Consider the following 24,099-nt stretch of genomic DNA (forward strand, 5'->3'; position numbering starts at 1 on the left):
CGAGGTCGCCCCCGGACGGCTCACGGCCGGTCGACACCTCACGCACAGGTCCGGCACAGGTCCGCACCCCAGAGTCGTGGAGCACCCGGGACGAGCCCGGGCGACTCGAGAAGGAGACGGACATGAGCATGCGCAGGAGAATCGCGACCGCCGGCGTGGCGGGCGTCCTCGGTGTGGCCGGGCTCGCCGTCGTCACGGCGCCGCTCGCCTCGGCGGAGACGACCGCCGAGGACGGCACGGGCATCGGCAGCCGCCTGGAGGCCATCAGGGACGCGCTGGCGGGTCTGGTCACCGACGGCAGCATCACGCAGGAGCAGGCCGACGAGGTCGCCCGGACGCTCGACGACTCGGACGCGCTGCGGGGCCCGGGCGGGCACGGTCACGGTCACGGCGGGCGGGGCATCGCCCTGGACGCCGCCGCCGAGGCGCTCGGGATGACCGCCGACGAGCTCCGCACGGCGCTCGAGGTCGACGGCACCACGCTGGCGGACGTCGCCGAGGCCCAGGGCGTCGACACCCAGACCCTCGTCGACGCGCTCGTCGCCGCCGGGACCGAGCGGATCACCGAGGAGGTGACCGAGGGCGACCTCACCCAGGAGGAGGCCGACGAGAGGATCGCGGCACTGCCCGAGCGGATCGCCGGGCTCGTCGAGGAGGAGCTGCCCGCTGGTGGCCACGGGCGCGGCCCGCGCGGCTTCGGCCCACGCTGGGGCGACCCGAGCGGCGACTCGGCCGGCGTCGCCCCGGACGGCTCCACGGCCGATGCCGCCGTGTTCTCCGGCAGCACGGGTGCGACGACCGTCTGACACCGGCCGCCTGCTGCGGCAGGCGGATCACCGCGAGCCCGGACCCCGCAGCCGAGGGATCGCCGCGATCACACGGCCCTCGACGGCGTCGAGGGGAACCGAGCCGTAGGTGCGGGAGTCGATGGAGACCCCGCGGGAGTCCCCGAGGACGAACACGCTGGCCTCGGGGACGGTGACCGGGCCGAACCACGTCCCGTCGATGCGGCTGAGGTCGACCTGCGGCTCGTCGACGGCGACACCGTCCACGTGCAGGACGGCGTCGCGCAGCGCGACGGTCTGCCCGGCGAGCGCGACCACGCGCTTGACCGCGTCGTCGCCGTCCTCGGGGTCGGTGAACACCACGACGTCCCCGACGTCGACGCCCCGCCAGCGGTGGGTCAGCTTGTCGACGACGACGGTGCTGCCGACGTCCAGCGTGGGCTCCATGCTGGGCGACGCGACGGTCAGCGGCTCCAGGGCGGTCCCCCGGACGAGGAGGACCGCCCCGGCGACGGCGACCGCCGCGGTGAGGTGGCGGGCGCGGCGCGTCATGGGTCAGACGCCCGCGAGGGGGCCGTCGTCGTACTCGCCGGTGTCCTCCTGGCACGGAGCGGAGGTGATCGGGTCGTTGACGGCCGCGTTCCCGACCGCGAACTGCTGCATCATGTCGTGGTCCTCGTGCGGCAGGTTGTGGCAGTGGATCATGTAGCGCCCACCGGCGTTGCCGCCCGTGGTGCCGCCGCCCTTGTTCAGGGTGAACTTCATGAGCAGCTGGACCGTCTCGTTCTCGCCGATGTAGACGACGTCCTTGGGTCCCTGCTCCCAGGCCGCGCTGGGACGGCCGTTGCGGGTCAGGACCTTGAAGTCGACGAGGTGGATGTGCAGCGGGTGGAACCAGCCGCCGCTGCGGTTCTCGATGGTCCACAGGCCGACCTCGTCGGGCTGGGGGTTGCTGAGCACGCTGGTGAAGTCGCTGTGCTCGACGTCCAGCCAGGTCCTGCCGTTGATCCGGAACTCGTTGGTCAGGTCCGAGCGCTCCAGCCGGATGCTGGTCCGGTTCGTGGCCTGCGCGGTGGTGAGGCTCATCGCCTCGCTGCTGACCAGGAGGTTGGGGATGGACGGGATCCGCCGGTCACCGCCGTTGTCGGGCGAGTCCGCGACGACCTCGAACCGCATCACCTTGTTCGTGTGGTCGTAGTCGACGTTGTTGGCGTTGGACAGGTTGGTCAGGTTGATCAGCGTGCCCGGGGCGTACGAGCGGAAGTCGACGAGGAACTCGTAGCGCTCGGCGCCGGCGTGCTTGTACTCCACGACGGACTGCGTCCTGGGCATGAGCCCGCCGTCGGTGGCGACCATGTGCATCGGCGCCCCGTTGCTCAGCCGGAACCGGAAGGACCGGGCGATGGAGGCGTTGAGGACTCGGAACCGGTAGATCGCGGGCTTGACCTTCATGGTGGGCCAGGGCTTGCCGTTGACGAGGATGACGTCGCCCCACAGGCCCGAGTGGCTGTTGTCGTTGTAGGCGAGTGAGCCGTCGGCGGCGAACATGGCGTCGTTGACGGTGATCGGGACGTCGAAGTGCCCCTGGGGCAGCAGCGCCTGCTCGGCGGCGTCCGTCAGGTGGTACTGCGCAGCCAGGCCGGAGTAGGCGTTCTGCGCCGTCGTCATGACGTTGTGGTCGTGGTACCAGAGCGTGCGTGCCGGCTGCCAGTTCGGGTACCAGTACTCCTTGAAGTCCCCGGGGTGCGTCACGTCGTTGGCGTAGCCGTCGAACTGCGGCAGCGACGCCGACCCGTGCAGGTGGGTCGAGGTGTTGAAGGGGTGCCCGAACTGGGGGTGCAGCGCCGGGAGGTCGTTGCGCACGCGCAGCTTGACCCGCTCGCCCTGCTGCACCTTGATCACCGGGCCGGGCACCTTGCCGTCGTAGGAGTACACCGGCGTCGACAGGCCGGGCACGATCGTGGCGGTGCTGGCCTTCTCGGTGACCTCGAACAGCCGGTACGGCTCGCCGTTCCGGTCCAGGCGCAGGCTGGAGCCCAGCATGGTCGGCCGGGCGAAGGTCGCCCGGTAGGGCACCGGGAAGTTCGCCGGCGCGAGCGTGCTGGCGGCCTTGGCCTCGACGGACCCCCCGAAGGGGAGCGAGAGGCCGGCGATGCCGAGTGCGCCGAGTGCTCCGAAGGTCAGGACCTCGCGACGGTTGACGTTCATGGTGCTGCTCCGATTCGTGTTCACGGGTGGGGATCTCGTCCTGTGAACCACAGTGGTGAGCCGGCATCAAATGAGCGTGAACTCCGGTGGGATATGTCGGGCAATGGCCTGTGGCTGCGCGCCCTGAGCGCACCGGAGGGCACGGAGGTGTCGACGAAAGTGCTGGTCAGGGGGATGACGCCTGGGTCTAGCGACGGTTCGAGGGTTCATCCGGACCGAGCCGGGATGACGTCGAGGGGCGCTCGCCGAAATGTCGTCGATGGCGGCGGCCGCGCATTCCATCGTCTTCGTCCCGCGCGGCGCAAGAGATGTCAGGGAATCTTGACGTCTCCTTGACGCCGCGCGTCCGGACACGGCGGCGAAATGCCGTCAGCGACCCTCGGGTCCGTGTCACGCTGGCACCGTGCGTGCGCGGGTGAGCCTCTCGACCCTGTCCGGCGTCGTGCGCGGCGTGGGACGCACGCGCCGCCTCAGCGGGGTGGCGCTCGCGCTCGTCGGCCTCCCCGTCGGCACGGCCCTGCTGCTCGGCCTGCGCGACGACCTCGCCCTGGCCAGCATCCTGCTGCTCTACCTGCTCGCCATCGTGGTCGTCGCCGCGGTCGGCGGGCTCGTGCCCGCAGTGCTCGCGGCGGTGCTGTCCTTCGGGCTGGCCTACTGGTTCTTCACCCCGCCGTTCCACACGGTCGAGGTGCACGGCAAGGACGCACTGGTCGACCTGCTCGTGTTCGGCGTCGTGGCGGGGATCGTCAGCGCCATCGTGGAGGTGGCGGCGCGGGACCGCGCCGCCAGTCAGCGGCAGCTCGCGGAGCAGGCGGCCCGGACCCGCGAGCTCGCGGCCGCGGACCGTGTCCGGACGGCGCTGCTGGCGGCGGTCGGTCACGACCTGCGCACGCCCCTGACGAGCATCACCGCCGCCGTCGGCGCGCTGCGTCAGCCCGGGGTCAGCTGGTCGGCGGAGCACCAGGACGAGCTCCTGCTCACGATCCAGGAGTCCAGCGACCGGCTCAGGAGCCTCGTCACCAACCTCGTGGACATGACGCGCCTGCGCGCCGACGCGGTCACCGTCCGGCTCGGCCCGGTCGGGCTCGAGGAGGTCGTCGCCCGGGCGCTGATGCGCGAGCGCCGGCAGGACGTCGACATCGACGTCGACGAGGCCCTGCCACCCGTCCTCGCCGATGCGGTCCTGCTCGAGCGGGTGGTCGAGAACCTCGTGGAGAACGCCGTCCGGTTCACGCCGGCCGGGCGGCAGGTGGAGATCCGCGCCGACGTCACCGCTCCCGGCACGGCGGACGGTGACGGCCGACCGCTGGCGCGGCTGCACGTCGTCGACCATGGTCCAGGCATCCCTCAGGAGAGGCGCACCGAGATGTTCAGCGCGTTCCGTCAGCTCGACGACCGTGGACCCGGGCCGCACGTCGGCCTCGGTCTGGCGATCGTCCAGGGGTTCACCGAGGCGATGGGCGCGCAGGTCGCCGCGTCCACGACGCCCGGCGGTGGCCTGACGATGACCGTCACGCTCCCGGTGGCCGCCTCGTGACCCAGCTCCTGCTCGTCGAGGACGACGCCACCATCGTCCGGACGCTGACCGTGACCCTGGGCGCCCACGGCTACCGCGTGGAGGCGGTCGGCGCGGGCTCGGAGGCGATCGAGCGCGCCCGATCGGGCCAGGACGAGGTGCTGCTCGTCGACCTCGGCCTACCCGACATCGACGGGATCGACGTCGTCCGTGCCGTCAGGATGACCTCGACCGTCCCCATCCTCGTCCTGTCCGCACGAGACGGTCGCGACGCCAAGGTGGCCGCCCTGGACGCGGGCGCCGACGACTACGTGACCAAGCCGTTCGACATGAGCGAGCTGCTCGCCCGGCTGCGGGCAGCGCTGCGCCGGGCCCGACCCGCCGCCGCCGCTTCCGTCGTGCGGGCCGGTGACCTCGTCATCGACCGCCAGGCCCGGCGTGTGGAGCGGGCGGGACGGCTGGTCCATCTCTCACCGACGGAGTGGAACCTGCTGGACGTGCTGGTCCGGACACCCGGGAGCCTGGTGACGCAGCGGGAGATCCTGCGTGAGGTGTGGGGCCCGCAGTACTTCGACGAGACGAACTACCTGCGCGTCTACGTCGCTCAGCTGCGGCGCAAGCTCGAGGACCGCCCGTCGCAGCCCCGCCACCTCCTCACCGACCCCGGGGTCGGGTACCGCTTCGAGCCGTGAGCGGAGCCCTCCCACGCCGAGGCGGACTCGGCGCCGACGAGGGGACTGCTGGTCGGGGTGGCCGAGGCGAGGGGCGCACAGGTCGAGTTGTCACCCACTTTGTCACTCAGCGGCCTCCGAGGCCGGTGACGCGGCGGGTACGAGAAAGGCCCGCACCAGCGTTTCCGCTGGTACGGGCCTTGTCATCGGTGTCGGGGTGGCGGGATTCGAACCCACGACCTCTTCGTCCCGAACGAAGCGCGCTACCAAGCTGCGCCACACCCCGATGAAGCCTGCTCAGCATAGACGACCGGAGCGGGTGCCACGAAACCGATGCCGATCGGAGGGCGTCAGCTGCCCACGAGTGTGATGAGCGTCGCCTCCGGGCGGCACGCGAAACGGACCGGCGCGTACGGCGACGTGCCGAGCCCCGCGCTCACGTGCAGCCACGACGACCCCTCGCCGCCGTCGTCGTCGGGACGCGGACCGGGCCAGCCGTGCAGGCCCTTGGCGCGGCCCCGGTCGAGGTCGCAGTTGGTGACCAGCGCACCCAGGCCCGGCACCGCGAGCTGGCCACCGTGGGTGTGCCCGGCGAGGATCAGCTCGCACCGGTCCGCGTGCATCTGGTCCAGCACGCGGCGGTACGGCGCGTGCGCCACGCCGACGTGCAGGTCGGCGGACGGAGCGAGCGCACCGTCGGCCGACGGCTCCGGGAAGCGGTCCCGCTCCATGTGCGGGTCGTCGACCCCGACGAGGGACAGCGTCCGGCCGGCGACCTGCACGACGTCGCGCCGGTTGGTCAGGTCGATCCAGCCCGCACCGGTGAGCTCCCCCGCGAGCTGCCCCACCGGCAGCGGCAGGAGCGGCACGACCGGCGCCTGGCGGGAGTCGGGCATGAGGTACCGCGCCGGGTTCTTGGGCTGCGGGGCGTAGTGGTCGTTCGAGCCCATGACGAACGCGCCGGGGGTCGACAGCAGCGGCTCCAGCGCGTGCAGCACGCTCGGCATCGCGTCGACGTGCGCCATGTTGTCGCCGGTGTCGACCACGAGGTCCGGCCGGAGGGACGCGAGGTCGCGGATCCAGTCGATCTTGCGCTGCTGGCTCGGCACGAGGTGCAGGTCCGAGAGGTGGAGCACTCGGATCGGCGCCTGCCCCGGCGGCAGGACGGGGACCGTCACGTCGCGCAGGGCGTACCAGCGCACCTCGACCAGACCGCCCCAGGCGACCGCGGCGGCGCCGGCGACGGTCAGCGCCCCGGCGGCGCGCGCGAGCGGGTGGGTCACTGAGGCTGGCCGTTCGAGAGGGTCAGCGTGACGACGCCGCCACGGCTGGTGCTGCTGCCCTCGGCGGGCGACGTCGAGGCGACCGACCCGGCGGGCACCGACGACGGGGCCTGCTCCGGGGCCACGCGGACGGTGAACCCGGCGCGGCGCAGGATCGCCTGGGCGTCCTGCTGCGACCGACCGACGACGCTCGGCACGCGGACGCGCTGGCCCTCGACCTCCGTGGTGCCCGGCTGCGCGAACCCGACGACCGGCAGGCCCTCGTGCGCCGAGCGCATGAAGCGCTGCCAGGTCGGTGCGGCGATCGTGGCGCCGAACGCGTTGCGGACGAACTTGCCGTTGATGGTCAGGCGCTGCACCGGGATCGTGCCCTCGGAGAAGCCGACCCAGACGGCTGCGGACATCTGCGGGGTGTAGCCGACGAACCAGGTGTGCTCGTTGTGCGAGGTGGTCCCCGTCTTGCCGGCCGAGGGGCGGTCGATGCCGCCGAGGCCCTTGGCGGTGCCCTCCCAGACGTGGCCGAGCGCGAAGTTCATCGCGGCGGCGATGCGCGGCTCGAGCGCCTCGCGGCAGTTCGCGGACGGGACCGGCAGCTGGTTGCCGTTGCTGTCCAGGACGCTGAGCAGGGCGATCGGCTCGCAGAACGTGCCGTTCGCCGCGAATGCGGCGAAGGCGGCGGCCATCGTCAGCGGCGCGATCTCCCGGCTCCCGATGACGTTCGCCGGCAGGGCGGGGTAGTCGGTGCCGTCCGGCAGGTGCACGCCGAGGGACTTGGCGGTGTCGAAGATCCCGCAGATGTCGAGCTGGCTCGCCATCTCGATGTAGCCCGAGTTGACGGAGTTCTTCGTCGCGTTGAGGACGGTCATCACGCCGCCGTCGCCCTCCGCGTTCCCGAACTTGTAGTCAGGACCGCTGAACCGGGCGCAGGAGGAGTTGAACTCGCTCATCTTGTACGGGCGAAGGTTGGCGTTGATGACCTCGTTGAGGCTGTGCCCCTCCTTGAGCCACTGGACCAGGGTGAACGGCTTGAACGTCGACCCGGGCGAGAAGCCCTTGGAGGACCCGTACGCGCTGTCGGTGTTGTAGTTCACCGACGTCTCGCGCGGCCCCGCCGTCGAGGTGTTGTTGTAGATCCGGTTCTGCGCCATCGCGAGGATCTTGCCGGTGCCGGGCTCGACCACGGAGATCGCGGAGGCCACCCCGGACGGGTCGTCGACCGGGATGCCGGCCTTGACCTCCGCGTCCGCCATGGCCTGGCGGGCGGGGTCCATCGTCGTGGTGATCGTCAGGCCGCCGCGGTACAGCAGCTGCAGCCGCTGCTCGCGGGTCTCGCCGAAGGCCGGGTTGTTGGCGATGACCTTGGTGACGTAGTCGCAGAAGTAGCCGGCGTTGGCGACCGCGTTGGCGGTCATGCAGCCCAGCCGCGTCTCGGTGACGTTGAGGTAGGCCGCGAGCGGCGTCGCGACGCCGGCGTCGTGCTGCGCCTGGTCGATGAAGCCCTGCTGGAGCATCAGCTGCAGGACGACGTTGCGGCGCTGCTCGGAGTTGACCGGGTTGACCACCGGGTCCCAGCGGGTCGGGCTCTGGGTCACGCCCGCGAGCGTCGCGGCACGCAGGAAGTCGAGCTGGCTCGCGGGCATGCCGAAGTAGAACTGCGCCGCCGCCTCGACCCCGTACACCGACGCCCCGAACTGGGCGATGTTGAGGTACTTGGTGAGGATCTCCTGCTTCGTGTACCGCTGCTCGATCGCAATGGCGAGCTTCGCCTCGCGCAGCTTGCGGCTGATGCCGGCGGTGCCGTCCGCCTCGCGCGCGGCCTGGATCGCCGCCTCTCGCTGGGCCGGGTCCTCCTCGCGGATCGCCGACTCGATCAGCACGTTCTTCACGTACTGCTGCGTCAGCGTGGAGGCGCCCTGGACGTCGTCCGTGAACGCATTCTTCGCCGCCGCGCGCAGCATGCCGGTGGGGTCGATGCCGCCGTGCTCGAAGAATCGCTTGTCCTCGGTGGCCACCACGGCGTTCTGCATGTCGGGGGAGATCGCCTCCAGCGGCACGACGATGCGGTTCTGCGCGTAGAAGGTCGCCAGCACGGTCGTCCCGTCGGCCGCCAGGACGGTCGACTTCTCCGACAGGGGATCCTCCTTGAGCTCCGTCGGCAGGTCGTCGAACACCTCGGTCGTCGCGCCGGTCAGGGCGCTCGCCCCGGCCACGGCGGGCATGAGCAGCCCCGCGGACAGGACGCCCCCGATGCCGGCGATCAGCAGGAGGGCGAGAAGGAGCGCCAGGGCCTGGAAGAGGTTGACCTGACGCCCCTGCGGACGGGCAGAGTGCGGCATCCACCCAGAATACGCGGCCCCACCCACACGCTCGGAGAGGCCCACGCGGCGGGACGACTCTGCACGGCACCTTCACCGTTCACCCGAATTTGACCCCGCCTGCTTCTGTTCCCGGGGACGACGAGCGGTTACCGTGCGCAAACGGGATGGGACCATCCCGCGAACGGCGTGAGGAGGCACCGTGCGCGTCACGGATGACATCAACTGGACGAGCCGCGGCGCGTGCCTGCAGATCGCCCCCGACGAGCTCTTCGTCCAGGGCGCCGCCCAGCGGTCGGCGCGGGCGGTGTGCGGCAAGTGCCAGGTCAGGCTCGAGTGCCTCGCCGACGCGCTGGACAACCGGGTGGAGTTCGGCGTCTGGGGCGGCATGACCGAGCGCGAGCGCCGGGCCCTGCTGCGCCGCCGGCCCGAGGTGAGCTCGTGGCGCGCCCACCTCGTGGTCGCCGGCCTGGCGCCCGACACGGTGACCGGCAGCACGAGCGGCAGCGCGGCCGCCACGGTGACCGGCACGGTCGCGGACACCCTGACCGAGGGCGCCACCGTTCCCGTCTGACTACGCTCGGCCCATGGCCACCACGTGGGAGTACGCGACCGTTCCTCTGATCATCCACGCCACCAAGGCGATCCTGGACCAGTGGGGGTCGGACGGCTGGGAGCTCGTCCAGGTGATCCAGGGTCCGGACGCCGGGCTCGTCGCCTACCTCAAGCGCCCCACCTCGGCCTGATGGGGGCGGTCGACGCGCGGCTGGCCGAGCTCGGCCTGACCGTGCCCGACGTCGCCGCGCCGCTGGCCTCGTACGTGCCCGCGGTCCGGTCCGGCTCCCTGGTCTACACGTCCGGCCAGCTTCCGCTGGTCGCCGGCTCGCTCGCGGCGACCGGCAAGGTCGGCGTCGGCGCGGGTCTCGTCGATCCCGCCGAGGCGGCCGGCCTCGCCCGGACCGCGGCGCTGAACGGCCTCGCCGCCGTCCGGGCGCTGGTCGGGGACCTGGACGAGGTCGTCCGGGTCGTCAAGGTTGTGGGCTTCGTCGCGAGCGATCCGGCGTTCACCGGCCAGCCGGCGGTGATCAACGGCGCGAGCGAGCTGCTCGGAGCCGTGTTCGGGGACGCGGGCGTGCACGCGCGCAGCGCGGTCGGGGTCGCGGTGCTGCCGCTCGACTCGCCGGTCGAGGTCGAGCTGGTCGTCGAGGTCCGCTGAGTCAGCGGGCGCGGCGCTCGAGCCGGTCGATGTCCAGCAGGACGACGGCGCGTCCCTCGCGGCGCACCCAGCCGCGCGCGGCGAAGTCGGCCAGCGCCTTGTTGACGGTCTCGCGGGAGGCCCCGACCAGCTGGGCGAGCTCCTCCTGGGTGAGGTCGTGCGCCACCCGGAGGCCGTCGTCCACCTGCTCCCCGAACCGGGTCGACAGGTCGAGCAGCGCCTTCGCCACGCGACCGGGGACGTCGGAGAACACCAGGTCGGCGAGCGCCTCGTTCGTGCGCCGCAGCCGGCGCGCGAGGGCCTCCAGCAGGTGCTTGGCGACCGTGGGGCTGGACTGCAGCCAGTCGACGAGGTCCTGGTGGCCGAGCTCGAGCAGCCGGGCGTCGGCGACGACGCTCGCGGTCGCGGTGCGGGGACCCGGGTCGAACAGGGACAGCTCGCCGAACATCTCGCCCGGGCCCAGGACGGCCAGCAGGTTCTCGCGGCCGTCGCTCGAGCGCCGACCGAGCTTGATCTTGCCCGACGCGATCACGTAGAGACGATCGCCGGGCTCTCCTTCATGGAACAGCACGTCGCCGCGGGTGAGCTCGAGGCGGGTCATCGAGGCCTGCAGGGCCCGCGTCTGCTCGCTGTCCATGTTCGCGAAGAGCGGTGCGGAGAGCACGACGTCGTCGTCCACGAGTGTCCTAACTGTGCCGGGGGTCACGTCCAGGTGACAGTGTGCCCCATGGGGCTCGGTGCGGTCGGCCGGGCGTGGACGACGCCGGGGAGGCCGTCCACGAGCGCGCGCTCGACCAGCTCGTCGGCCACACCGCGCATCGCCGCGGCCACGGTGGACTCGTACGCGGCGAGGCGGCGGTCCAGGGCGCGCAGGCTCTCCAGGCGGTCGCCGCCGCCCTCGGGGCCGCCGGTCCCGACCGCCTCGAGGAGCCCGACCGGGAGGGGGAGGTCCCCGTACCCGCCGGGCGCGAGCGTCTGCCGGAGCGTGCGCCCGGGGGTCTGCCCGGCGGCGTCCGCGAGCGGCTCGGGCACGAGCCCCATCCGGGCGCGCACCAGCCGGCGCCACCCGGTCACGCGCAGGCGCTCGGCGCGCAGCGACCGGTGGGTGTCGCGCAGGTCCTTCACGGAGTCGACGGTGCGCTCGATCGGGACGACCGTCATGGCGTGACCTCCTTCGGTGCTCGGGGCGGGGTGACCTCCCCCGATTCGGCGGCGGGGGGGCCGGCGGTGAGCCGTTCGCCCGGACATCACCCGGTCCGTAGGGCCGTCCGGGTGAGCCCGTACGCTCGGGGGATGGCCGCCGCCACGGAGTCCCGCCTCGCGCTGGTGCGCCGCGCCCGCCGGGTCAACCGGGTGCTCGCCCAGCGCTACCCGGACGCTCGGTGCGAGCTGCACTTCCGCAGCCCGCTGGAGCTGCTGGTGGCGACCGTCCTGTCGGCCCAGACCACCGACGTCCGGGTCAACCAGGTCACCCCGGTGCTGTTCGCGCGGTACCCGGACGCGTGGGCGCTGGCCGGCGCGGACCGCGCGGAGCTCGAGGAGATCATCCGGAGCACCGGGTTCTTCCGCGCCAAGGCCGAGTCGCTCCTCGGCCTGGGGCGGGCACTGGTGGAGCGCTTCGACGGTGAGGCCCCGGCGCGGCTCGAGGACCTCGTGACGCTGCCGGGGGTCGGCCGCAAGACCGCCAACGTCGTGCTCGGCAACGCCTTCGGCGTGCCGGGCATCACCGTCGACACCCACGTGGGACGCCTGGTCCGGCGGCTCGGGTGGACGGCCGAGGAGGACCCGGTCAAGGTCGAGCACGCCGTCGGTGAGCTGGTGGAGCGCGCGGAGTGGACGATGCTGTCCCACCGCCTGATCTTCCACGGGCGCCGGACCTGCTTCGCCCGCCGGCCGGCGTGCGGTGCGTGCCCGGTCGCACGGGACTGCCCGTCGTTCGGGATCGGGGAGGTCGACCCGCAGCGGGCGGCGGCGATGGTCAAGCCCTGACCGACGCCCTCGGCCGTCAGAGCGGCGCGACCTCCGCCAGCCAGCCGAGCAGGAGCTCGGTGACGCGCCCCGGTGCCTCCTCCGGCAGGAAGTGCCCCGCGCGCGGGACGACCTCGAACCGGTATCCGCCGGGTACCAGACGCGTGCGCTCACCTTCGAGCGGGGCGCTGCCGACCGGCAGGCAGCGGTCGGCGAACCCGTGCAGCTGCAGCACGGGGACGCGGATCGGGGTGTCCAGCGCCTGCAGGTAGCGCCGGCCGTCGGCGCGCGGCGTGGACCGCACGAGCCAGCGCAGCTGCTCCATCTGGCTGTGCGCGGCGAACGGCACCTGCGCACCGGCCCGGTACGTCGCCAGGGTCTCCTCGTCCGGCCAGCCGGGGGCGCTCCACTCCCGCAGCACCCGTTCGACGCGGTCGCCCGCGGTCAGCGCGCGCTCGGGCAGACCGGGGAGCTGGAAGAACGCCAGGTGCCGCAGGGGCCCGGGTCGGACGGTCCGCGTCAGGCTCCCGTGCAGGTGCACCGGGTGCGGCGCGCTCACCGCGGCCACCGCCCGCGTGACGCCGGGCTGCAGGGACGGCATGGCCCAGGCGACCGTCGCCCCCGTGCCGTGCCCGACGACGACGGCGCCGTCCGCCCCGAGCGACCGCACGAGCCCGGCGACGTCGGCGGCGAGGGTGGGCACGTCGTAGCCCAGCGGCGGCTTGTCGGACGCACCCGAGCCGCGCAGGTCCATGGCCGCGACGCGGTAGCCGGCGTCGGCCAGCGCCGTCAGCTGGTGGCGCCACGCCCACCAGTGCTGCGGGACCCCGTGCAGCAGGACGACCAGCGGGGCGTCCCGGTCGTCCGGGCCGGCGACGGCGACGTGGAAGCGGGCGGCGTTGGCGGGCACGAAGCGGTGCAGCCACGGTCCCTCGACCAGGACGGTGCTCGAGTCGACCGCCCGCGTCGGGCGGTCGTCGGGGGTGGCGGGCACAGCTCTCCTCGCGCGCGGCGTCGGGTGGGCGGGTCGCCCCGACGGTGAGGCTAGCGAAGTGGCCGACCCGCCCGGGACACCCGGGCGGGTGCTCGTCTCAGGCGTCGGCCGCGTACGGCAGGCCGCTCACCCGGTCCGCGGCCACGGCACCCGCCGGGTCCTCGGCGGGCACGGCGCGCCGGTCCTTCGGGGGGTCGAAGCGGTAGCCGACGTTGCGCACGGTGCCGATCAGCGCCTCGTGCTCCAGCCCGAGCTTGGCGCGCAGGCGCCGGACGTGGACGTCCACGGTCCGGGTGCCGCCGTAGTAGTCGTAGCCCCACACCTCCTGCAGCAGCTGGGCGCGGGTGAACACGCGACCGGGGTGCTGCACCAGGTACTTGAGGAGCTCGAACTCCTTGTAGGTCAGGTCCAGGGGCCGGCCGCGCAGGCGGGCGGTGTACCCGCCGGCGTCGATCGTCAGCTCACCGGAGGAGATCTCCTGCGGGCCGGAGTCGAGCGCCTCGTGCGCGCTGCGCTCGATCACCAGGCGGATGCGCGCCTCGACCTCGGCCGGCGAGGCGTGCTCGAGCACGATGTCGTCCGCACCCCACTCGGCCGTGAGCGCCGTCAGCCCGCCCTCGGTCAGCACCAGCAGGAGGGGGACGGTCAGGCCGGTCGCGCGCAGCAGGCGGCAGGTGGTCCGGGCGGTGACCAGGTCCCGCCGGGCGTCCAGGACGATGACGTCGGAATCGGGCGCGTCGACGAGGGCGGACGGCTCCACGGGGAGCACCCGGACCCGATGGGACAGCAGTCCGAGAGCCGGGAGAACCTGTGCGGAGCCACCTGCCGTGGGTGTGAGCAGCAGCAGATCTGCCACCGGACCTCCTGGCGCCGGGCGAGAGGCCAGGGTAGCGCGCGCCGCGCCGACCCCGGTGCGGGCGCGCCATCTGCGAGACTCGTCCGCGTGCTCGGCCGCCCCCACCCCCCGCTGACCTGCGCGCTCTCTCTCGTCCCGCCGGGGGCGGCGCGGCGATGACCGTCTCCACCCGCGCCGTCGTGACCGCCGTCGTGGCCGCGCTCGTGGCGGTCGCCGCGTTCCTCGGCGAGCTGCCCCTGGTCGTGCTGGCGGGCGTCCTGGCGCTCCTGCTCGCCGTCGGCTGGCCGACCCTCGTCGACGCCCCCGCCCGCCGCGGCGCCGGCGTCGTCGTCGCCGTGGGTGGGCTCGGCGCGCTGGTCGCCGTCACCCTGACGACCGGCGAGCCGTTCCTGCGCGAGCTGCCCGAGGTGCTCGCGCTCGCCGTCCTGCTCGCGTTCGTGCACGAGCTCGTGCGCCGCGACGGTCGCGAGCGGCTCGTGGAGTCCGTCGCGGGTGTGGTGACCGGGGTCGTGGTGACCGCCTCGGTCGCCGGGTGGGTCGCCGCCGGGCGCACGACGGGCGGGGCGTCGCTCGTGGTCACCGGCGCGCTCGCGCTGGCGGTCGGCTCCGCGGTGTCCGCGCTGCGGCTGGCGGGCTGGCTCGCGGCGCTGCTGACGATCGTGTCCGCGGCGGGCGCCGGGGCGGGCGCCGGGGCGCTGCTGCCGCTGGTGGACCCGCTCGCGGGCGGGCTGATCGGCCTCGCCGTCGGCATCCTCGTCGCGGCCATGCACCGCCTCTACGACCGCCTGCGGACCATGCGCACCCGCTGGCCGGCCCTGGCGGGCGCGGTGCTGCCGGTCACCGTGACGGGGATCCTCGTCTACGTCGTCGGGCGCGTGCTGGTCGGCTGACCTCGCCGAGCGCGACCCGGGCGCGACCCGGCCGCGACCCCGGGCGGCGGGCCCGCCCGGCCGGTCGGTAGGATCGCCGCCATGACCACGCACGCGCTCGAGATCCTCTTCATCGCCCTCCTGGTCCTCGCGACCGCCGCGATCGGCTGGATCAGCGCCGTGGTCCTGCTGCGCCTGTTCAAGGGTCAGCGCTGATCGCCACCGCCCGACCGGCCGCCCAGCGGGGTCCGCGCCGACCGGCGCCGCTCCCCGCCGACGAGGGGTTGTCCCATGTTCGACCTGCCTGACGGGCTCGCGCCCGAGGCGTACCCGCTGGCGTGGCTCGTCGGCCGCTGGCGCGGCGAGGGCGTCGTCGGCTACCCCGGCATCGAGGAGACCGCCTTCACCCAGGACGTCGTCTTCGACCACGACGGCGGCCCGTACCTGACCTACCGGTCCACGATCCGTCTCATCGTCGCGCCCGACGACGCCGCCTCGCTCACCCCGGGGGCCGACGGCCAGGACGAGCCGCTGCGCACCGCCGGCGGCGAGGTCCCCGGCGCCGCCGCCGAGAGCGACGCGCCCGTGTGGTCGACCGAGGCCGGCTTCTGGCGGGTCCCGCCCGAGCGGCCCGACGGTCTCGCGGAGAACCAGTTCCCGGTCGAGGTGCTCATGGCGGACCCGTCCGGCCACGTCGCGGTGTACCTGGGCGCGGTCGGCAACGGCCGCATCGACCTGGCCAGCGACGTCATCGCGCGCACGTCCACGGCCGCCGAGGTCGCGGCCGCCAAGCGCCTGTACGGCCTGGTGAACGGCGAGCTCATGTGGGCCTGGGACCTCGCGGCCTTCGGCGAGCCCATGCAGACCTACGCCTCCGCGCGACTCACCCGGCAGGACCCATGACCAGCCCGCTGCTCGCCCGCAGGGGCGCGGTCGCGGCCGCCGGCCCCGACGCCGGGGTGGCCTGGCACTACGGCGACCCGACCGCCGAGCAGCGCGCGCTGCACACCGGCGGTGCGGTCGTGGACCTGTCGCACCACGGCGTCGTCCGCGTCGCCGGGCCGGACCGGCTCAGCTGGCTGCACTCCATCACGTCCCAGAACCTGCTCGACCTCGCCCCCCGGACGTCCACCGAGCTCCTGGTGCTCAGCCCGCAGGGGCACATCGAGCACGCGGCCGGCGTCGTGGACGACGGCGAGGCCACCTGGCTGCTCACCGAGGGCGACCACGCGCCGACCCTGGCGGCGTGGCTGGACCGGATGAAGTTCATGCTGCGGGTCGAGATCGCCGACGTCACCGCGGAGTGGGCGACCCTGGGCGAGCCCGTCGACGCCGAGGCCGGCCCAGGCGAGGCGGTCACCTGGCGCGACCCGTGGCCGCGCACGCAGCCGGGTGGGACCCGCTACGGGCCCGACGACGCCGCCCACCCCGGCGCCGACCGCCCGTGGCGGCACGTCCTGGTGCCACGTGCGGACCTGGCCGCCGCGGTCGCCGAGCGCGAGGCCGCCGGCTGGCGGCTGGCCGGGACCTGGGCGAGTGAGGCGGCCCGCGTCGAGGCGTGGCGCCCCCGCCTGGCCACCGAGGTCGACCACCGGGCGATCCCGCACGAGCTCGACTGGATCCGCACCGCCGTGCACCTGGACAAGGGCTGCTACCGGGGGCAGGAGACGGTCGCGCGCGTGCACAACCTCGGCCGGCCCCCGCGGCGCCTGGTCATGCTGCACCTGGACGGGTCCGGCCACCTGCTGCCCGAGCGTGGGGCGGAGGTGCGCTCCGGGGACCGGCCGGTCGGCGTCGTGACGTCCGTGGCCCGGCACCACGAGCTGGGGCCGGTGGCGCTCGCCGTGGTCAAGCGGAGCACCGCGACGGACGCCGACCTGCAGGTCGACTGCGAGGGCGGCGAGGTGGCCGCCGGCCAGGAGGTCGTCGTCCCGGGCGAGGGCGTGTCGGTGGACCGCCCGGCGCAGCGCGGTCCGGTCGCGCGCGGCCTGGGGCATCGCCCGAGCCTGTGAGCGGCGCACGCGTCCTGCGGGTGGATCGCCCCAGCCGGGGCGGCCAGGTGCAGGCGCGCGTCCGGCAGGGGGTCAACCGCGTCCGTGCGTCGGGCGTGGCGATCCTCCAGGCCGGCGTGGCCGCGGGGCTGTCGTTCGCGATCGCGCACTACGGCCTCGGCCACCAGTACCCGTTCTTCGCGCCCATCTCCTCGTTCATCGCGCTCGGGTTCAGCCAGATCCGCCAGCTGCGACGGGTCGCCGAGCTGGCCATCGGCGTCGCCCTCGGCGTGGCGCTCGGGGACGTCCTCGTCCACGTCATCGGCAGCGGCTGGTGGCAGATCGCCCTCGTGCTGATGATCGCCGTGGCCATCGGCCGTTTCGTGGACCGCGGCGGCATGCTCGCCACCCAGGCCGGCGTGCAGTCGATCGTGGTCGTCGGGCTCCCGGCGGCCGTGGCCAGCGGGGGTCCGCTGGGCCGGTGGACCGACGCGCTGGTGGGCGGCACCGTCGCGGTGGCGGTGGCCGCGCTGACCCCCGGCGACCCCCGCCGGCTGCCGCGGCGGGCCGCGCGGGCGGCCCTGCTCGAGCTCGCGGCGACCTCCCGGCTCCTGGTCACGGGGTTGCGCCGGGCGGACGCGGATGTCTGCGAGGACGCCCTGGTCCGGGGGCGCTCGAGCCAGCCGGCGTTCGACGAGTGGCGCGACGTCGCGCTCGCCGCGCGTGACATGGCGCGGGTCTCCCCGCGATGGCCGCGCTACCGCGACGAGCTGACCGCCCTTCAGGGCGCCGCCGCGCAGGGCGATCGCGCCCTGCGCAACACCCGCGTCATCGCTCGTCGCTCGGCGCCCCTGTGCACCGGTCACCACGACCTCGAGGGCATCGCGTCGGTGCTCGCCGAGGTCGCGACGGCGACGGAGCGGCTCGCGGAGGCGTTCGGCGCGGGCACGTCGCTCGAGCGGCCGCGGTCCGTGCTGGCGGAGCTCGCCGGCCGGATGGACCCGTTCCGGCTGGCGCCCGGGGACTGGCAGGTGCAGAGCGTCGTGCTGCTCATGCGGTCCCTCGCCGTGGACCTGCTCGAGGTCGCCGGAGCGGACGCCGCCGCGGCCCGCGCCCCGCTGCCCGAGATCTGATCCGCGGTGTCCGGGACGACGTGGCGCGCGGACGCCCGCGCTCGCCCCCGGAGGTCGTCTCGTAGGCTCGACCCGTGATCGCCACGCTGCAGACCTGGATCTACATCCTGCTGTACCTCGTCGTCTTCCTGCTCTCCGCGTGGGCGCTGCTCGACGCCGCCACCCGTCCCGCCAGCGCGTTCGTCGACGCCGGCAAGCGGACGAAGAAGCTGTGGCTGCTGGTCACCGGTGCCGCGACGGCGATCTCCTTCGTCGCCCTGCCGCCCCTGGGCGCCGGCGGGTTCCTGGTGATCTTCGCCGCCGTGGCGGCGGGCGTGTACCTGGCCGACGTCCGGCCGGCGGTCAAGCCGTACTCCGGCGGACGCGGTGGGCGGGGACGCGGCACGCCGCCGTCGCGGGGCGGCTGGTGACCCGGGCGACCGACGTCTCGACCGACGCGGTCCCGCTCGCCCGGGTCGTCCGGGGCGACCTGGTCGAGTCGGTGCACAGCGGGCACCTCGTCCTGCTCGCCGGCGGCGGCGGCGACGTCACGCTCGCCCTCGGCGACCCGGACGCGACGATCTGGGCCCGGTCGTCCCTCAAGCCCCTGCAGGCGGTCGCGATGGTCGACGCCGGCCTGCCCCTGGCCGGCGGCAGCCTCGCGCTCGCGTGCGCGAGCCACTCCGGTGAGCCGGCGCACCTCGCCGGGGTCGCTGCCGTCCTGCAGGGGGTCGGCCTCGCACCGGGCGACCTGCGGAACACCCCCGCGCTGCCCCTCGACGCCGGCGCGGCGCTCGCCTGGCAGCGCGACGGCCGGGGTGCGGAGTCGCTGAGCCAGAACTGCTCGGGAAAGCACGCCGCGATGCTCGCGACCTGCGTGGCGGCGGGCTGGTCGACGGCGGACTACCTCGAGGTCGACCACCCCCTGCAGAGGACGGTCCGGGGCACGGTCGAGTCGCTGACCGGCGTCCCGGTCGAGCACGTGACGGTGGACGGCTGCGGCGCGCCGCTGTTCTCCACGACGGTCCGCGGGCTCGCGCGGGCGTTCGCCACCATCGCGGCCGCCCCGACCGCCGAGCCCGGGGGTGCCGCGGCCCGGGTGGCGGCCGCGATGGCCGCTCACCCGGAGCTGGTCGGCGGCACCGGGCGCGACGTGACCCGCGTGATGCGCGCGGTCCCCGGGCTGGTCGCCAAGGACGGCGCGGACGGCGTCTACGCCGGCGGCCTGCCCGACGGCCGTGCGTTCGCGTTCAAGGTGCTGGACGGCGGTGACCGGCCCCGCCCCGCGCTGCTGGCCGCGGCGCTCGCGGCGGCGGGGGTCGACGGCGCCGCCGCCGAGGAGCTCGCGGCGCTGGGGCGGACGCCGGTGCTCGGCCACGGGCGTCCGGTCGGTGCCGTGGTGCCGACCTTCGGCCCCGCGGCATGAGGGCCGTCGTCCAGCGGGCGACCCGCGCGTCGGTGACGGTCGCCGGTGAGGTGGTCGGCGCGCTGCCCCGTCCGGGGCTGCTGGTCCTGGTCGGCGTCACCCACGACGACGGCCCGGACCAGGTCGAGCTCATCGCGCGCAAGGTCGCGGACCTGCGCATCCTGCGCGACGAGCGCTCGGCACTCGACGCCGGGGCCCCCGTCCTGGTGGTGAGCCAGTTCACCCTCTACGGCGACACCCGCAAGGGCCGGCGACCCACCTGGAACGCCGCCGCGCCGGGGCCGGTGGCCGAGCCGCTGGTCGCGGCCGTCGTCGCGGCCCTGCGCGACCGCGGGCTGGAGGTCGTCACGGGCGTCTTCGGCGCGGACATGGCCGTCGAGCTCGTCAACGACGGGCCGGTCACCCTCCTCCTCGAGGCCTGAGCCTGCCGCTCACCGCAGCGCGGACGCCCGGGCGCCGCGGCCGCGGCCGACCGGGTCCGCCCGTCACGCCTGCGGCGAACACGGGCAGTGCGGGCGATACCCCGCGGTTAGCCTGATTGCCAAGACCCGGCCGGGCCGCCAATCCCGGCCGCACGTCGCTCGTGAGGAGTGCGCATGTTCGAGAGATTCACCGACCGAGCCCGCCGGGTGGTCGTCCTCGCCCAGGAAGAGGCGCGGATGCTCAACCACAACTACATCGGCACCGAGCACATCCTCCTGGGCCTGATCCACGAGGGTGAGGGTGTCGCAGCCAAGGCGCTGGAGTCCCTCGGGATCTCGCTGGACGCCGTGCGCTCCCAGGTGCAGGAGATCATCGGCGAGGGCCAGCAGGCGCCGTCGGGCCACATCCCCTTCACCCCGCGTGCCAAGAAGGTGCTCGAGCTGTCGCTGCGCGAGGCGCTGCAGCTCGGCCACAACTACATCGGGACCGAGCACATCCTGCTCGGCCTCATCCGCGAAGGCGAGGGCGTCGCCGCCCAGGTCCTCAACAAGCTCGGCGCCGACCTCAACCGGGTGCGCCAGCAGGTCATCCAGCTCCTCTCCGGCTACCAGGGCAAGGAGCCGGTCGCGGCCGGCGGCCCGGCCGAGGGTCAGCCCGCCGGCTCGGCGGTCCTCGACCAGTTCGGGCGCAACCTCACCCAGGCGGCGCGCGACGGCAAGCTCGACCCGGTCATCGGGCGCGAGAAGGAGATCGAGCGGGTCATGCAGGTGCTGTCCCGCCGCACCAAGAACAACCCGGTGCTGATCGGCGAGCCCGGCGTCGGCAAGACCGCCGTCGTCGAGGGCCTGGCGCAGGACATCGTGCGCGGTGACGTGCCCGAGACCCTGCGCGACAAGCAGCTCTACACGCTGGACCTCGGCGCGCTGGTCGCCGGCTCCCGCTACCGCGGTGACTTCGAGGAGCGCCTGAAGAAGGTCCTCAAGGAGATCCGCACCCGCGGCGACATCATCCTGTTCATCGACGAGATCCACACCCTGGTCGGTGCGGGTGCCGCCGAGGGCGCGATCGACGCCGCCAGCATCCTCAAGCCGATGCTGGCGCGCGGCGAGCTGCAGACGATCGGCGCCACCACGCTCGACGAGTACCGCAAGTACGTCGAGAAGGACCCGGCCCTGGAGCGCCGGTTCCAGCCGATCCAGGTCTCCGAGCCGAACCTCAAGCACGCCATCGAGATCCTCAAGGGCCTGCGCGACCGGTACGAGGCCCACCACCGGGTGTCCATCACCGACGGCGCCCTCGTGGCGGCGGCGACGCTGGCCGACCGGTACGTCAACGACCGGTTCCTGCCGGACAAGGCGATCGACCTCGTGGACGAGGCGGGCGCGCGCCTGCGCATCCGCCGGATGACCGCTCCGCCGGAGCTGCGCGAGCTCGACGAGCAGATCGCCGTCGCGCGCCGCGACAAGGAGTCGGCGATCGACGAGCAGGACTTCGAGAAGGCCGCGCGCCTGCGCGACACCGAGAAGCAGCTCGGGCTCAAGCGCCTGGAGAAGGAGAAGGCGTGGAAGTCCGGTGACCTGGACTCCGTCGCCGAGGTGGACGAGGACCTGATCGCCGAGGTGCTCGCCATCGCGACCGGCATCCCGGTGTTCAAGCTGACCGAGGAGGAGAGCGCGCGCCTGCTCCACATGGAGGACGCGCTGCACAAGCGGGTCATCGGCCAGGACGCCGCCATCAAGGCGCTGTCCCAGGCGATCCGCCGCACGCGGGCCGGCCTCAAGGACCCGAAGCGTCCCGGTGGCTCGTTCATCTTCGCCGGGCCCACCGGCGTCGGGAAGACCGAGCTCGCCAAGGCGCTCGCGGAGTTCCTGTTCGACGACGAGGACGCGCTCATCCAGCTCGACATGAGCGAGTTCTCCGAGAAGCACACGGTCTCCCGGCTCTTCGGCTCGCCCCCCGGCTACGTCGGGTACGACGAGGGTGGTCAGCTCACCGAGAAGGTGCGCCGCAAGCCGTTCTCGGTCGTCCTCTTCGACGAGGTCGAGAAGGCGCACGCGGACATCTTCAACTCGCTGCTGCAGATCCTCGAGGACGGTCGCCTGACCGACTCCCAGGGTCGGGTGGTCGACTTCAAGAACACCGTGATCATCATGACGACCAACCTCGGCACCCGGGACATCGCCAAGGGCGTGCAGACCGGGTTCCAGGCCGGCGGCGACCTGTCGACGTCGTACGAGCGCATGAAGGCCAAGGTCAACGACGAGCTCAAGCAGCACTTCCGGCCGGAGTTCCTCAACCGCGTGGACGACGTGGTCGTGTTCCCGCAGCTGTCGCAGCCCGAGATCTTCGCGATCGTCGACCTGATGATCAGCAAGCTCAGCCTGCGTCTGGCGGACAAGGACATGGCGATCGAGCTCACGCCGGCGGCCAAGAAGCTGCTGTCGGAGAAGGGCTACGACCCGGTGCTCGGGGCGCGCCCGCTGCGTCGCGCGATCCAGCGGGACATCGAGGACCAGCTGTCCGAGAAGATCCTGTTCGGCGAGCTCCAGGCCGGTCAGAAGGTCATCGTCGACGCCGTCGGCGAGGGCCTGCTCGGGGAGTTCACCTTCCAGGGCGTCCCCAAGGGCGACCGGACGTTCGAGCCCGTCGGGATCGGTGCCCTCGGCACCCCCGGCTCCGGCATCGACGTCCCGCCCGCGCCGCCGGCGTCGTCCGCCGGTGACACCGGAGTGATGCCGCAGGTCGGCTGACCTCCCTCGCTCGACCGCAGAGCCCGGATCCGCATCCCGCGGGTCCGGGCTCTGCCGTGCCCGGCCTCGTGCCGAGCGCGCTCACAGCCCGCCGTCGAACCCCAGCTGCCGCCACGCCTCGTACACGGCGATCGACGCCGAGCTCGTGAGGTTCAGGGACCGTCGCCCGGGGACCATGGGGATGCGGACCTGGTCGGCGATCCGCGGGTCGGCGAGCACCTCGTCCGGCAGCCCGGTCGGCTCGGGCCCGAAGAGCAGGACGTCGTCGGGCCGGTAGACGACGTCGGTGTACACGGTGGTGGCGCGGGTCGTGAACGCCAGCACGCGGGCGCCGGGGAACGCCGCCCAGGCGGCGGCCAGGTCCGGGTGCACGACGACGTGGGCGAGGTCGTGGTAGTCCAGCCCGGCCCGGCGCAGCTTCGGCTCGGACAGGTCGAAGCCCAGTGGCTCGACGAGGTGCAGCTCGGCGCCGGTGACCGCGGCGAGGCGGATGGCGTTGCCGGTGTTCTGCGGGATGCGGGGCTCGAAGAAGAGGATGCGGACCACGCCGACGATGGTCGCACCCTCGCTACGCTGGCCGCCGCCCCGAACCCGCGGACCGCTCCGCGCCGCCGGGTCCCTGGACCGTGCACGCCCGAGAGGACACCATGACCCTGACGCCGTACCGCGCCGCCGACGACCGCTACGCGGCCATGCCGTACCGCCGCAGCGGACGAAGCGGGCTGGACCTGCCGGCGCTGTCCCTGGGGCTGTGGCACAACTTCGGCGACACGACGCCGTACGCGACGCAGCGCGACGTGCTGCTGCGGGCCTTCGACCTCGGGGTCACCCACCTCGACCTCGCGAACAACTACGGGCCGCCGTACGGGTCGGCGGAGGAGAACTTCGGCCGGCACCTGGCCCGGGACCTGCGCCCGTACCGCGACGAGCTGGTCATCTCGTCCAAGGCGGGCTACGACATGTGGCCCGGTCCCTACGGGGACGGCGGCTCGCGCAAGTACCTGCTGTCGTCGCTGGACCAGTCCCTGGCCCGGATGGGGCTGGACTACGTCGACATCTTCTACTCCCACCGGCCGGACCCGTCGGTCCCGGTCGAGGAGACGATGGGGGCGCTGCACACCGCCGTCGTCAGCGGCCGGGCGCTGTACGCGGGGATCTCCAACTACAGCCCCGCCCAGACCCGTGAGGCGGCCCGGGTGCTCGCCGACCTGGGCACGCCGCTGCTGATCCACCAGCCGTCCTACTCCATGTTCAACCGCCACATCGAGCAGGCCCGGCCGGGCGCCGACGGCGGCGCGGGCGAGAGCCTGCTGGACGTCGTCGGGGACCTGGGCCTGGGCACGATCGTGTTCTCCCCGCTCGCGCAGGGGCTGCTCACCGGGCGCTACCTGTCCGGGGAGGTCCCGGCCGACTCCCGCGCCGCCGTCGGGCACTTCCTCAAGCCCGAGCGCATCGACGAGACGTACCTGGCGCGGGCGCGGGCGCTGGACGAGATCGCCTCGGGGCGTGGCCAGTCCCTCGCGCAGCTCGCGCTGTCGTGGGTGCTGCGCGACGAGCGCGTCACGTCCGCGCTGATCGGGTCGAGCAGCGTGGCGCAGCTCGAGGACAACGTCGCCGCGCTGTCCGCACCGCCGCTCACACCGGACGAGCTCGCCGCGATCGAGCCGCACGCCGTGGACGGCACCGCCCGCTGACGCCGGCGCGTCCCACCGGGAC

The 24,099-nt window shown here is 73.7% G+C and carries 25 protein-coding genes and 1 tRNA gene; 16 read left to right on the top strand and 10 right to left on the bottom strand.

The window, feature by feature from the left end; translation table 11 throughout:
* Positions 1-122: 122 nt before the first annotated feature.
* A complete protein-coding gene (locus tag CAE01nite_RS02150) occupies positions 123-806 on the top strand; it encodes a hypothetical protein (RefSeq protein WP_146899197.1) in 684 nt (227 codons plus the stop codon).
* Between the two features lie 27 nt (positions 807-833).
* Here the strand turns inward: CAE01nite_RS02150 and lepB are convergent, their stop codons facing one another.
* Together lepB and CAE01nite_RS02160 are read right to left on the bottom strand one after the other, a co-directional pair.
* Positions 834-1,337, bottom strand: a complete 504-nt coding sequence (gene lepB, locus CAE01nite_RS02155) for a signal peptidase I (RefSeq protein WP_146899200.1) — start codon at positions 1,335-1,337, stop codon at positions 834-836.
* A gap of 3 nt (positions 1,338-1,340) precedes the next feature.
* Complete coding sequence (locus CAE01nite_RS02160) at positions 1,341-2,993, bottom strand: multicopper oxidase family protein (protein ID WP_146899203.1); 1,653 nt, start codon at positions 2,991-2,993, stop codon at positions 1,341-1,343.
* 415 nt (positions 2,994-3,408) lie between these two features.
* Between CAE01nite_RS02160 and CAE01nite_RS02165 the strand changes: the two genes are divergently transcribed.
* Both CAE01nite_RS02165 and CAE01nite_RS02170 read left to right on the top strand, forming a co-directional pair.
* Positions 3,409-4,530 (top strand): sensor histidine kinase, encoded by a 1,122-nt coding sequence (locus CAE01nite_RS02165; protein ID WP_246130945.1) that lies wholly within the window; start codon positions 3,409-3,411, stop codon positions 4,528-4,530.
* Positions 4,527-5,201, top strand: a complete 675-nt coding sequence (locus CAE01nite_RS02170) for a response regulator (RefSeq protein WP_146899208.1) — start codon at positions 4,527-4,529, stop codon at positions 5,199-5,201. The genes CAE01nite_RS02165 and CAE01nite_RS02170 overlap by 4 nt, the downstream gene beginning before the upstream one ends.
* 191 nt (positions 5,202-5,392) lie before the next feature.
* On the opposite strand, the gene CAE01nite_RS02175 is transcribed toward CAE01nite_RS02170, so the two are convergent.
* The 3 genes from CAE01nite_RS02175 to CAE01nite_RS02185 all read right to left on the bottom strand — a co-directional run bounded on the left by CAE01nite_RS02175 (position 5,393) and on the right by CAE01nite_RS02185 (position 8,799).
* Positions 5,393-5,466, bottom strand: a tRNA-Pro gene (locus tag CAE01nite_RS02175).
* 64 nt (positions 5,467-5,530) lie between these two features.
* Positions 5,531-6,463 carry a metallophosphoesterase gene (locus tag CAE01nite_RS02180; protein WP_146899211.1) on the bottom strand — a complete coding sequence of 311 codons (933 nt, stop codon included), beginning with the start codon at positions 6,461-6,463 and terminating at the stop codon, positions 5,531-5,533.
* Positions 6,460-8,799, bottom strand: a complete 2,340-nt coding sequence (locus CAE01nite_RS02185; protein ID WP_146899214.1) for a penicillin-binding protein — start codon at positions 8,797-8,799, stop codon at positions 6,460-6,462. The genes CAE01nite_RS02180 and CAE01nite_RS02185 overlap by 4 nt, the downstream gene beginning before the upstream one ends.
* Positions 8,800-8,980: 181 nt before the next feature.
* Between CAE01nite_RS02185 and CAE01nite_RS02190 the strand changes: the two genes are divergently transcribed.
* The 3 genes from CAE01nite_RS02190 to CAE01nite_RS02200 are packed head-to-tail and all read left to right on the top strand — an operon-like array spanning position 8,981 to position 9,994.
* Complete coding sequence (locus CAE01nite_RS02190) at positions 8,981-9,352, top strand: WhiB family transcriptional regulator (RefSeq protein ID WP_146899217.1); 372 nt, start codon at positions 8,981-8,983, stop codon at positions 9,350-9,352.
* Positions 9,353-9,365: 13 nt separating this feature from the next.
* Complete coding sequence (gene sp36 / locus CAE01nite_RS02195) at positions 9,366-9,524, top strand: Sp36 family protein (protein ID WP_146899220.1); 159 nt, start codon at positions 9,366-9,368, stop codon at positions 9,522-9,524.
* Complete coding sequence (locus CAE01nite_RS02200; RefSeq protein WP_146899223.1) at positions 9,524-9,994, top strand: RidA family protein; 471 nt, start codon at positions 9,524-9,526, stop codon at positions 9,992-9,994. Before sp36 ends, CAE01nite_RS02200 begins: the two co-directional genes overlap by 1 nt.
* A gap of 1 nt (position 9,995) precedes the next feature.
* Here the strand turns inward: CAE01nite_RS02200 and CAE01nite_RS02205 are convergent, their stop codons facing one another.
* Positions 9,996-10,673 (bottom strand): Crp/Fnr family transcriptional regulator, encoded by a 678-nt coding sequence (locus CAE01nite_RS02205; RefSeq protein ID WP_146899226.1) that lies wholly within the window; start codon positions 10,671-10,673, stop codon positions 9,996-9,998.
* A 23-nt stretch (positions 10,674-10,696) separates the two neighbouring features.
* Complete coding sequence (locus CAE01nite_RS02210; protein WP_186816381.1) at positions 10,697-11,155, bottom strand: hypothetical protein; 459 nt, start codon at positions 11,153-11,155, stop codon at positions 10,697-10,699.
* A 132-nt stretch (positions 11,156-11,287) separates the two neighbouring features.
* Between CAE01nite_RS02210 and nth the strand changes: the two genes are divergently transcribed.
* Positions 11,288-11,983: an endonuclease III gene (nth, locus tag CAE01nite_RS02215; protein ID WP_146899229.1), complete on the top strand. Its 696-nt coding sequence runs from the start codon at positions 11,288-11,290 to the stop codon at positions 11,981-11,983.
* Between the two features lie 16 nt (positions 11,984-11,999).
* Here nth and CAE01nite_RS02220 read toward each other — a convergent pair whose 3' ends face one another.
* Complete coding sequence (locus CAE01nite_RS02220) at positions 12,000-12,956, bottom strand: alpha/beta fold hydrolase (RefSeq protein WP_146899232.1); 957 nt, start codon at positions 12,954-12,956, stop codon at positions 12,000-12,002.
* A 97-nt stretch (positions 12,957-13,053) separates the two neighbouring features.
* Positions 13,054-13,812, bottom strand: coding sequence for a winged helix-turn-helix transcriptional regulator (locus CAE01nite_RS02225; protein ID WP_246130946.1), 759 nt, complete (start codon positions 13,810-13,812; stop codon positions 13,054-13,056).
* Between the two features lie 155 nt (positions 13,813-13,967).
* Between CAE01nite_RS02225 and CAE01nite_RS02230 the strand changes: the two genes are divergently transcribed.
* The 8 genes from CAE01nite_RS02230 (at position 13,968) to CAE01nite_RS02265 (ending at position 22,383) form a co-directional block, all read left to right on the top strand.
* Positions 13,968-14,702 carry a hypothetical protein gene (locus CAE01nite_RS02230; protein ID WP_146899235.1) on the top strand — a complete coding sequence of 245 codons (735 nt, stop codon included), beginning with the start codon at positions 13,968-13,970 and terminating at the stop codon, positions 14,700-14,702.
* 270 nt (positions 14,703-14,972) lie between these two features.
* The gene (locus tag CAE01nite_RS02235) at positions 14,973-15,584 is read left to right on the top strand and encodes a heme-binding beta-barrel domain-containing protein (protein ID WP_146899239.1); all 612 of its coding nucleotides are present in this window, start codon (positions 14,973-14,975) and stop codon (positions 15,582-15,584) included.
* On the top strand, positions 15,581-16,693 hold the full coding sequence (gene ygfZ / locus CAE01nite_RS02240) for a CAF17-like 4Fe-4S cluster assembly/insertion protein YgfZ (RefSeq protein ID WP_146899242.1): 1,113 nt from the start codon (positions 15,581-15,583) through the stop codon (positions 16,691-16,693). Before CAE01nite_RS02235 ends, ygfZ begins: the two co-directional genes overlap by 4 nt.
* The gene (locus CAE01nite_RS02245) at positions 16,690-17,805 is read left to right on the top strand and encodes an FUSC family protein (RefSeq protein ID WP_246130947.1); all 1,116 of its coding nucleotides are present in this window, start codon (positions 16,690-16,692) and stop codon (positions 17,803-17,805) included. Before ygfZ ends, CAE01nite_RS02245 begins: the two co-directional genes overlap by 4 nt.
* A 74-nt stretch (positions 17,806-17,879) precedes the next feature.
* On the top strand, positions 17,880-18,215 hold the full coding sequence (locus CAE01nite_RS02250; protein WP_146899245.1) for a DUF2516 family protein: 336 nt from the start codon (positions 17,880-17,882) through the stop codon (positions 18,213-18,215).
* Positions 18,212-19,210, top strand: a complete 999-nt coding sequence (locus CAE01nite_RS02255) for an asparaginase (RefSeq protein ID WP_146899248.1) — start codon at positions 18,212-18,214, stop codon at positions 19,208-19,210. Before CAE01nite_RS02250 ends, CAE01nite_RS02255 begins: the two co-directional genes overlap by 4 nt.
* Positions 19,207-19,632, top strand: a complete 426-nt coding sequence (dtd, locus tag CAE01nite_RS02260; protein WP_146899251.1) for a D-aminoacyl-tRNA deacylase — start codon at positions 19,207-19,209, stop codon at positions 19,630-19,632. The genes CAE01nite_RS02255 and dtd overlap by 4 nt, the downstream gene beginning before the upstream one ends.
* A gap of 174 nt (positions 19,633-19,806) precedes the next feature.
* The gene (locus tag CAE01nite_RS02265) at positions 19,807-22,383 is read left to right on the top strand and encodes an ATP-dependent Clp protease ATP-binding subunit (RefSeq protein ID WP_146899254.1); all 2,577 of its coding nucleotides are present in this window, start codon (positions 19,807-19,809) and stop codon (positions 22,381-22,383) included.
* A gap of 81 nt (positions 22,384-22,464) precedes the next feature.
* Here the strand turns inward: CAE01nite_RS02265 and CAE01nite_RS02270 are convergent, their stop codons facing one another.
* Complete coding sequence (locus tag CAE01nite_RS02270) at positions 22,465-22,929, bottom strand: tRNA (cytidine(34)-2'-O)-methyltransferase (RefSeq protein ID WP_146899257.1); 465 nt, start codon at positions 22,927-22,929, stop codon at positions 22,465-22,467.
* A 101-nt stretch (positions 22,930-23,030) separates the two neighbouring features.
* On the opposite strand from CAE01nite_RS02270, the gene CAE01nite_RS02275 reads away from it, so the two are divergent.
* Entirely contained in the window at positions 23,031-24,077 is a 1,047-nt protein-coding gene (locus CAE01nite_RS02275) for an aldo/keto reductase (RefSeq protein ID WP_146899259.1), read from the top strand.
* Positions 24,078-24,099: the final 22 nt, after the last annotated feature.

This window comes from Cellulomonas aerilata (assembly GCF_007991755.1).
Taxonomy (GTDB): domain Bacteria; phylum Actinomycetota; class Actinomycetes; order Actinomycetales; family Cellulomonadaceae; genus Pengzhenrongella; species Pengzhenrongella aerilata.

Bases quoted from the DNA above. Each gene is read 5' to 3' on its own strand.
- CAE01nite_RS02160 (WP_146899203.1), bottom strand. From the start codon at position 2,993: ATGAACGTCAACCGTCGCGAGGTCCTGACCTTCGGAGCACTCGGCGCA.
- CAE01nite_RS02275 (WP_146899259.1), top strand. From the start codon at position 23,031: ATGACCCTGACGCCGTACCGCGCCGCCGACGACCGCTACGCGGCCATG.
- ygfZ (WP_146899242.1), top strand. From the start codon at position 15,581: ATGACCAGCCCGCTGCTCGCCCGCAGGGGCGCGGTCGCGGCCGCCGGC.
- dtd (WP_146899251.1), top strand. From the start codon at position 19,207: ATGAGGGCCGTCGTCCAGCGGGCGACCCGCGCGTCGGTGACGGTCGCC.
- CAE01nite_RS02235 (WP_146899239.1), top strand. From the start codon at position 14,973: ATGTTCGACCTGCCTGACGGGCTCGCGCCCGAGGCGTACCCGCTGGCG.
- sp36 (WP_146899220.1), top strand. From the start codon at position 9,366: ATGGCCACCACGTGGGAGTACGCGACCGTTCCTCTGATCATCCACGCC.
- CAE01nite_RS02200 (WP_146899223.1), top strand. From the start codon at position 9,524: ATGGGGGCGGTCGACGCGCGGCTGGCCGAGCTCGGCCTGACCGTGCCC.
- CAE01nite_RS02265 (WP_146899254.1), top strand. From the start codon at position 19,807: ATGTTCGAGAGATTCACCGACCGAGCCCGCCGGGTGGTCGTCCTCGCC.
- CAE01nite_RS02210 (WP_186816381.1), bottom strand. From the start codon at position 11,155: ATGACGGTCGTCCCGATCGAGCGCACCGTCGACTCCGTGAAGGACCTG.
- CAE01nite_RS02150 (WP_146899197.1), top strand. From the start codon at position 123: ATGAGCATGCGCAGGAGAATCGCGACCGCCGGCGTGGCGGGCGTCCTC.
- nth (WP_146899229.1), top strand. From the start codon at position 11,288: ATGGCCGCCGCCACGGAGTCCCGCCTCGCGCTGGTGCGCCGCGCCCGC.
- CAE01nite_RS02185 (WP_146899214.1), bottom strand. From the start codon at position 8,799: ATGCCGCACTCTGCCCGTCCGCAGGGGCGTCAGGTCAACCTCTTCCAG.
- lepB (WP_146899200.1), bottom strand. From the start codon at position 1,337: ATGACGCGCCGCGCCCGCCACCTCACCGCGGCGGTCGCCGTCGCCGGG.
- CAE01nite_RS02230 (WP_146899235.1), top strand. From the start codon at position 13,968: ATGACCGTCTCCACCCGCGCCGTCGTGACCGCCGTCGTGGCCGCGCTC.